The sequence below is a fragment of the Phenylobacterium sp. genome, from assembly GCF_036723115.1.
Taxonomy (GTDB): domain Bacteria; phylum Pseudomonadota; class Alphaproteobacteria; order Caulobacterales; family Caulobacteraceae; genus Phenylobacterium.
The window spans coordinates 1-7,397 of sequence record NZ_DAIMHV010000133.1 but is presented as its reverse complement, the minus strand read 5'-3'; the positions used below and the strand labels follow the sequence as shown (position 1 = coordinate 7,397).

Below are 7,397 nucleotides of genomic sequence, written 5' to 3'. Positions count from 1 at the left end.
CCTCTACTGGGACATCGAGCTCGAGGCCTGAGGCCGCAAGGCGGCGTTCAGCGTCCCGGCCGGGCGTCCAGAGCGGCGTTCAGGGCGGCGAGCAGCGATTCCCGGTCGAAGGGCTTGGACAGGACCGCGTCGGCGCCCAGGGCGCGGGCCACTTCCAGGGTCTGCGCCGACTTCATGGTGCGCCATCCGCCGGACATGGCGACGATGGGCAGGTCCGGCTGAAGGCGCCGGATTTCCTGGATGATTTCAATCCCGTCACGCTCTGGCATGAACATGTCCAAGAGAACGACGGTCGTTGAAATATTCTGGGTGAGATCGAGAACCCTCGCCGGACTTTCCGCCAGGACGGAGTCGAAACCGGCGATCTCCAACATCTTGGAAGTTGTATGTAACAACGTTACATCGTCATCGACCAATAGAACGACCGGTCGCATCTGCATCTATGCACCCCCAATATGGCGGCGCTTCTACTTGAGTCTGATTGTCGAAGCATTACCGCTCGCCCCTAGCGCGAGGCCTGCGCGCCACAATCCTGGGGCGAAATTCAGCGGACAGACGGCCGACCGTTGGTGACCCACCAGAAGCCCGCCGCCGCCAGGGCGATGGCCCCGCCGGCGAAGGTGACGCTGAGCGCCCCTTGCGCCAGCAGCACCCCGCCCAGGGCGCCGCCGAAGGCCTGACCCAGGGAGGCGGACGACCCGTTGAAGGCCAGGGCGAGGGGCGCCGAGGCCGGCGCCCGCTGGATCAGGCGCGACTGGATCACCGGCATGACCGAGAAAAGCGCCGTCGATCCCGCCAGCACCGCCAGGGCGACGAGGGCGTAGGCGTCCCAGCCCGCCGGTCCCTGACGGGCCAGCTCCAGGCTGTGCAGACCCGCCGCCACGGCCAGGCCCAGAAATCCCACGGTGACGCTGAGCCCGCCGGCGCCCCGGTCGGCGGCGCGTCCGCCCAGGGCCAGACCCAGGAAACTGCCCACGCCCACCAGCATCTGGAAGGCGGCGACGCCCGCCCCCGTCACCCCGATCTGCAGGCGCAGAATGGGGGCGATATAGGTGGTGATGGTCATATTGGCCCCGAAGGCCAGGAAGGTGGCGGCGAACAGGGGCAGGACGCCGGCGCCCTTGAGCCCCTGGCCGGGCCCCGGCGCAGGCGGAGTGACCCGGGGCACGAAGAGGGCGATGGCGATCAGCGCGACGGCGCTGAGCCCGGTGGACAACAGGAAGGCCGACCGCCAGCCGAAGGCGGAGCCCACCACGCTGCCCAACGGAATGCCCATCAGGAAGGCCACGGTCATCCCGCCCATGACGATGGCCAGGGCCGTGCCCCGCCGCTCCGGCGGCGCAAGCGCGCTAGCGGCCGCCGAGGCGGCCGGGCCGGCCATGGCGGCGATGGCGCCCAGCAGGGCGCGCAGGATCAGGATCGTGCTGAACCCCGGCGTCAGATAGCAGGCCAGGTTCAGGGCCGCCGAGACGCCCAGGGCGATGAGCAGCACCTGCTTGCGCTCAAACCGGCCGATCAGAAAGGCCAGCGGCGGCCCGGCGAAGGCCGAGGTCAGCACATAGACGGTCTGCAGCTGTCCGGCGGCGCCCACGGACACGCCCAGGTCGGCGGCCATGGGCTCCAGCAGGCCGACGAAGATCAGGGCGCCGGACCCGAAGGCAAAGGTCGAGAGCGCCAGGACGAAGATTCGGAAATTCATGAGCCCCCCTGGCGCGGCGCGGTCCGCCGTCTGCCCTTTGGGCCGATCAGGGGCCAGCCGGCCGGCAGGGTCAATGCCAGTATTTCTGCGCCGGCCGTGAGGCGATCACCGCCGCCGGCGCTTCAGATCTTCTCGCTGATCCGGATGGCGGTGCGGCAGCCGGCCCGAATGACCGCTGACAGCAGGCTGTAGCCCGGCGCCTCGCGGGCGCCTTCCTCCACCGCCAGGTCCCGGTGGGCCAGTTCCTCGTCGCGGAAGCGGGCCAGCTCCTCGGCGAGCTCCGGCTCGCGTTCGGCAAGCTCGGCCACCTGACTGGCGTAATGTTCGCCGATCACGGTCTCCACCGCCTCGGTGCAGGCATGGGCGGCCTTCTCCCCCATCAGGGCGGTGCCCGCCCCCAGGGCCAGGCCCGCCAGCCGCCAGACCGGCGCCAGGGCTGTCGGGCGCACCTGATGGCTGTTCAGCAGGGCGTCGAACCGCGCCAGATGGACCGCCTCATGGGCCTCCATCTCGGCCAGCTGGCCGGCGATCCGGTCCTTGCCCGGGGCCGCGCCCAGCACCGCGCGCTGACCTTGATAGATGTGCACGGCGCCCAGCTCGCCGGCATGGTCCACCCGCAGAATCTCGGCCAGCCGGGCCTCGGTCACCCCGGCGCCGGGGCGCGGGGGCAGCGGCTTGTCGCTCATCGCTTGCTCCTTTCGTGGGCGGCGGCCCAGAGGCTCAAGATCGCAAGACCCATGGAGATCAGGGCGTTCCATCCGGCCATGGAAAGACCCAGGAACACCCAGGGCGCCTCATCGCAGGCCGGCGCCCGCACCGTCGCCCCGGCCAGCAGGCCGCTGAGGGCCTCGGCGGTCACCACGCCACCGCCCGAGGCGCAGGTGGAGGGGCCGGGCCAGAGCTTCCACTCGGCCCCCGCATGATAGGCCGCGATCCCGGCGCCCACGAGGAAAACCAGGGCCAAGACGAGGTTGAAGCCCGCCTTCCAGCGCTCGCCCCCCCGAAGCCGCGTCAGGATCATGCCGGCCAGGGCCACGGCCGCGGCGGTCCAATAGACCTCCCGCTGTCGCAGGCAGAGCGCGCAGGGCGCCAGCTCGCCGAAGGTCTGGAATCCATGGGCCACGGCCAGCATGCCGGCGCTGGCGGCCAGCGCCGTCACACGCCAGCGGTCCAGGAGCGGAGTGGGGCCTGTCATCATGGCGGCGATAGAAGCCGATTTTGCGATGGCGCGCCACAGCATCGCCCAGCTTGGGCCGCCCAATGACGGGGCGGTCGCCTATCGGCGCAGTTCCGGGCCGTGATACCAGCCTTCCCATGGGAACGCCCGTGGGGTGCGGACGGCCGGTGCGAGGAGGCGATCATGCGGAAATGGGTTCTTGGGCTGGTCTTGGCCATGGGCGGGATGGAGAGCGCGATGGCGCAGGACTGGGCGATCGTGGTGCACGGGGGCGCGGGCGTCATCGCCCGGGCCGATCTGAGCGCCGAACAGGAACAGGCCTATCGGGCGGCCATGGGACGGGCGACGCAGGCCGGCGCCGCGGTGCTGGCCGACGGGGGCTCGGCCCTCGACGCCATCGAGGCGGCGATCACGCTGATGGAGGATGATCCCCTGTTCAACGCCGGCCGGGGCGCGGTCTTCACCGCCGAGGGGCGGAATGAGCTGGACGCCTCCATCATGGATGGGGCGAGCCTGAAGGCCGGCGCGGTGGCCGGCGTCACCGCCACCCGCCATCCCATCCGCCTGGCCCGGGCGGTGATGGACCATTCGCCCCATGTCATGCTGGCCGGCCGCGGCGCCGACGCCTTTTCCGAGGCCCAGGGCCTGGAGCAGGCGCCGCCGGCCCACTTCTTCACCGAGCGTCGCTGGCGCGCCCTGGAGACCTTCCTGCGCCAGGCGGGCCTGCCCGCGCCCGTCCGCCCCGCAGGGATCGCCGCCCCGGACGCCGCCGAGCGCCTGGCCCATGACGAGGGCAAGCATGGCACGGTAGGGGTCGTGGCCCGCGACCAGGCCGGCCATGTGGCGGCGGGAACGTCCACCGGCGGAACCACGGGCAAACGGTGGGGCCGAGTGGGCGACAGCCCGATCATCGGGGCGGGGACCTATGCCTCCGACGCCTCCTGCGCGGTCTCGGCCACCGGTACCGGGGAGTATTTCATCCGCCTGGCCGTGGCCCGCGAGGTCTGCGCCCTGGTGGAGCATCGCGGGCTCAGCCTGCAGGCCGCGGCAGACCTGGTGATCCAGGACAAGCTCACCGCTCTGGGCGGCGACGGCGGGGTCGTGGCCGTGGCCCCGGACGGCCAGATGGCCTGGAGCTTCAACACCTCGGGCATGTACCGGGCGAAGATGGGGGCGGGCCAGCCCCTGCAGATCGGCATCTACAAGGACGAGCCATGAGCGGCGCCGATCTGGAAGCCGACCTGGAGGCCGCCGCCCGGGAGGAACTGGCCCAGGCCTGCGACCTGGGCTGGCAGGCCCTGCTGGCCTGCACCCCCTGGGGCGACACCTTCGAGGGGTTCTCGCCCCAGGGGCGGCCGGTCTGCTTCGAGCGGGCCTATATGTGGCAGGCGGCTCCGGGCGGGGAGATCCGGGTGGAGGTCACGGTGTTCGAGCCCCGCGCCTTCGAGGCCGGCGTGCGCCTGGTGCAGATCCTGTCGCCGCCGGACGGCGCGGCGGCGGCCCGCTGATTTTCGACCCCGTCCAGTCAAACCCTCGTTCAGCGTCCACATCATGCCGCGGCGCCTGCGCATCGGGCGTCGGGCGCCCGGCCAGGACCCGGCCGGTCGGCCTTGGCGCTTTCCCGCCTCCTATCGCAGGACGTGTGTTGAACCCGTCCCGCGCGCAGGTCATTCGAAGGAGCGCGAGCGGCGCGGCCAGTCGGGGTGATCATGAGCGGCAGGGTGTTGAAGCAGGCCGTCGAGACGCCCGAAGCCGCAGAACAGCCCCTGCGCCTGGACGACTATCTGCCCTACCGGCTGGTGATGTCATCCAGCGCCGTCAGCCGGCTGATCGCGCGCGCCTATGAGGCGCGCTTTGGCCTCACGATTCCGGAGTGGCGGGTCATCTGCGTCCTGGCCGAGGATGGAGCAAGCGCGGTCGGGGTGCTGGTCCAGCGCACCGGCATGGACGGGTCCGCCGTGGCCGAGGCCCTGCAGGGTCTGAAGGCCCGGGGTCTGGTCAGCCCGCAGGCCGCCGCGCCCGCTCATGAGCCGCTCTCCTGGCGTCTGAGCGATCAGGGCCTGGCTCTGCACGAGGCCATCGCCCCCCTGGCCCTGGCCTATGAGGCCGCCCTGATCTCCGGCCTCGCCCCGCAGGAGGTGGCCCTGCTCAAGCGCCTGCTCGCCCGGGTGCAGGCCGCGGCCGAAGCCCTGGCCGGCGAGACACGCCCGCCGTCCGCGCCCTAGCCCAGACCCAGCGCCACGGCGGCGTGATAGACGCAGAAGGCCGCCGCATAGGCCAGGGTGAACATGTAGGCGAACATGGCCGCCGGCCAGACCCAGCTGTTGGTCTCGCGCTTGACCACCGCCAGCGTCGGCGCGCACTGCGGGGCGAAGACGTACCAGGCCAGGAAGGCCAGGCCCATGGCCAGGGACCAGTCCAGGCTGAGCGCGCCGGCCAGGGTGCCCACATTCTCCTCCGCGCCGGCCACGGCATAGACCGTGCCCAGGGCGCCCACGGCCACCTCGCGGGCGGCCATGCCGGGGATGAGCGCCACGGTCATCTGCCAGTTGAAGCCGATGGGCGCCAGCAGGGGCTGGATGGCGTGGCCCAGGCGTCCGGCGAAGCTGTAGTCGATGGCCGGCCCCGTGGCGCCTTCGGGCGGATAGGGGAAGGTGGACAGCACCCAGATCAGCACCATGAGCGGCAGGATGATCCGACCCGCCCGGTTGATGAAGATCGACGCCCGCAGCCACAGGTTCCGCAGCACGCTCTTGGGATCGGGCAGCTTGTAGGTGGGCAGCTCCATCAGGAACGGCTCCACCTGGCCGCGCCAGAACAGCCGTCGGGCGATGAAGGAGACGGCCAGGGCGCTGACGATCCCCGAGGCGTAGAGGCCGAACATCACCAGCCCCTGCAGGCTGGCGAAGCCCCAGACCGTCTCATTGGGAATGAAGGCCGCGATGATCAGGGTGTAGACCGGGATGCGCGCCGAACAGGTCATCAGCGGCGCCACCATGATGGTGGTCAGCCGGTCGCGGCGGGAATCGATCACCCGGGTGGCCATGACGCCGGGAATGGCGCAGGCGAAGGAGGAGAGCAGGGGGATGAAGGCGCGGCCGTGCAGCCCCGCCCCGCCCATGATCCTGTCCATCAGGAAGGCGGCCCTGGCCATGTAGCCCAGGTCCTCCAGCAGGATGATGAACAGGAACAGGATCAGGATCTGCGGCAGGAAGACCAGCACGCTGCCGACGCCGGCGATCAGCCCCTCCACCACCAGGTCCTGCAAGAGGCCGTCGGGCAGGGCCGTGCCCGCCAGCTCGCCCAGGGCGGCCATGCCGGCCTCGATGCCGTCCATCAGCGGCCCGGCCCAGGCGAAGACCGCCTGGAACATGACGAACAGCAGGCCCACCAGAATGACCAGGCCGGCCACCGGATGCAGCAGCACCGAATCCACTTTGCCGGTGACGGTGTCGGGATGTTCGGGCGGCCGCACATGGGCCTTCATGATCCGCTGGGCCTCGGCGTGGGCGGCGCGGATCTCGGCCGGCGAGGGTTCGCGCCAGGCGTTCTCGCCGCTCAGTTCGCCGGCGGCGTCCATGGCGGAGATGCGCTCCTCCACCTTGGCCACCAGGTCCTCGATCCCGCGCCGACGGGTCGCCACCGTGGTGACGATAGGGGCGCCGATCTCGCGCTCCAGCCCTTCCAGGTCGATGCGCAGGCCCTGGCGCTGGGCGATGTCGTACATGTTCAGCGCCAGCACCATGGGCCGCCCCACCTGGCGCAGCTCCAGGATCAGGCGCAGCACCAGGCGCAGATTGGTGGCGTCGGCCACGCAGACCACCACGTCGGGGGCGGCCTCTCCGGCCAGCCGGCCCAGGACCGCGTCGCGGGTCACCGCCTCGTCGGGGCTTCGGGCGCGCAGGGAATAGGTGCCGGGCAGGTCCAGCACCGACAGGGTGCGCCCGCCGCGGGTGGTGATGCGGCCCTCCTTCTTCTCCACCGTCACCCCGGCATAGTTGGCCACCTTCTGGTGGCTGCCGGTCAGGGCGTTGAAGAGGGCGGTCTTGCCGGAATTGGGATTGCCCACCAGGGCGATGCGGCCCGCAGAGACGCTCATCGGACGTCCTCAGCCAGGCGCAGGGTGATTTCGGCGGCGTCGCGGCGGCGCACGGCCACCCGCATGTCGTCCAGCCGCACGGCGATGGGATCGCCCCCGATCAGCCCCTGATGGATCACCTCCAGCTGCGCGCCCTCCACGAATCCCAGCTCCAGCAGGCGGCGCTCCAGCTCGTCAGCGCTCAGGCCCCGGTGGTCGAGCTCGGGCCGCACATGGACCGCCTCGATGACCCCGCGGTCCCCCAGGCGCGCCTGGCTCAGACGGATCAGCCGCCCGGCGGGCGGTTCCGCGCCGGGGTCCGGCCGGGCCGGTTGCTCATCTTGCATCGCTCAAAGGTCCGTCAGGCGCAGGAAACCGCTCATCGCCGCCCCATGCGGTGAGAACGATTATCAGTTACGAGCCTCCGGCCCCCGATGCAACCC

General features: G+C 71.1%; 9 protein-coding genes. 3 read left to right on the top strand and 6 right to left on the bottom strand.

From position 1 onward, the window contains the following. Positions 1-47: 47 nt before the first annotated feature. The 4 genes from V7D28_RS12280 to V7D28_RS12265 form a co-directional block, all read right to left on the bottom strand. The gene (locus V7D28_RS12280) at positions 48-440 is read right to left on the bottom strand and encodes a response regulator (RefSeq protein ID WP_333587670.1); all 393 of its coding nucleotides are present in this window, start codon (positions 438-440) and stop codon (positions 48-50) included. Between the two features lie 104 nt (positions 441-544). Continuing rightward, a complete protein-coding gene (locus tag V7D28_RS12275; protein WP_333587669.1) occupies positions 545-1,699 on the bottom strand; it encodes an MFS transporter in 1,155 nt (384 codons plus the stop codon). Positions 1,700-1,821: 122 nt separating this feature from the next. Further along, positions 1,822-2,385, bottom strand: a complete 564-nt coding sequence (locus tag V7D28_RS12270) for a demethoxyubiquinone hydroxylase family protein (RefSeq protein WP_333587668.1) — start codon at positions 2,383-2,385, stop codon at positions 1,822-1,824. Then, entirely contained in the window at positions 2,382-2,858 is a 477-nt protein-coding gene (locus V7D28_RS12265; RefSeq protein WP_333587667.1) for a disulfide bond formation protein B, read from the bottom strand. Before V7D28_RS12265 ends, V7D28_RS12270 begins: the two co-directional genes overlap by 4 nt. A 201-nt stretch (positions 2,859-3,059) precedes the next feature. Here V7D28_RS12265 and V7D28_RS12260 point away from each other — a divergent pair, with 201 nt between their 5' ends. From V7D28_RS12260 to V7D28_RS12250, 3 genes are all read left to right on the top strand, one after another. Then, positions 3,060-4,094 carry an isoaspartyl peptidase/L-asparaginase family protein gene (locus tag V7D28_RS12260; protein WP_333587666.1) on the top strand — a complete coding sequence of 345 codons (1,035 nt, stop codon included), beginning with the start codon at positions 3,060-3,062 and terminating at the stop codon, positions 4,092-4,094. Beyond that, a complete protein-coding gene (locus V7D28_RS12255; RefSeq protein WP_333587665.1) occupies positions 4,091-4,384 on the top strand; it encodes a hypothetical protein in 294 nt (97 codons plus the stop codon). The genes V7D28_RS12260 and V7D28_RS12255 overlap by 4 nt, the downstream gene beginning before the upstream one ends. 201 nt (positions 4,385-4,585) lie before the next feature. After that, positions 4,586-5,101, top strand: coding sequence for a MarR family winged helix-turn-helix transcriptional regulator (locus V7D28_RS12250; RefSeq protein WP_333587664.1), 516 nt, complete (start codon positions 4,586-4,588; stop codon positions 5,099-5,101). Here V7D28_RS12250 and feoB read toward each other — a convergent pair. Then, positions 5,098-6,975: a ferrous iron transporter B gene (gene feoB / locus V7D28_RS12245; RefSeq protein WP_333587663.1), complete on the bottom strand. Its 1,878-nt coding sequence runs from the start codon at positions 6,973-6,975 to the stop codon at positions 5,098-5,100. The two genes, V7D28_RS12250 and feoB, sit on opposite strands and share 4 nt — an antisense overlap. Next, complete coding sequence (locus tag V7D28_RS12240) at positions 6,972-7,301, bottom strand: FeoA family protein (protein WP_333587662.1); 330 nt, start codon at positions 7,299-7,301, stop codon at positions 6,972-6,974. Before V7D28_RS12240 ends, feoB begins: the two co-directional genes overlap by 4 nt. Positions 7,302-7,397: the final 96 nt, after the last annotated feature.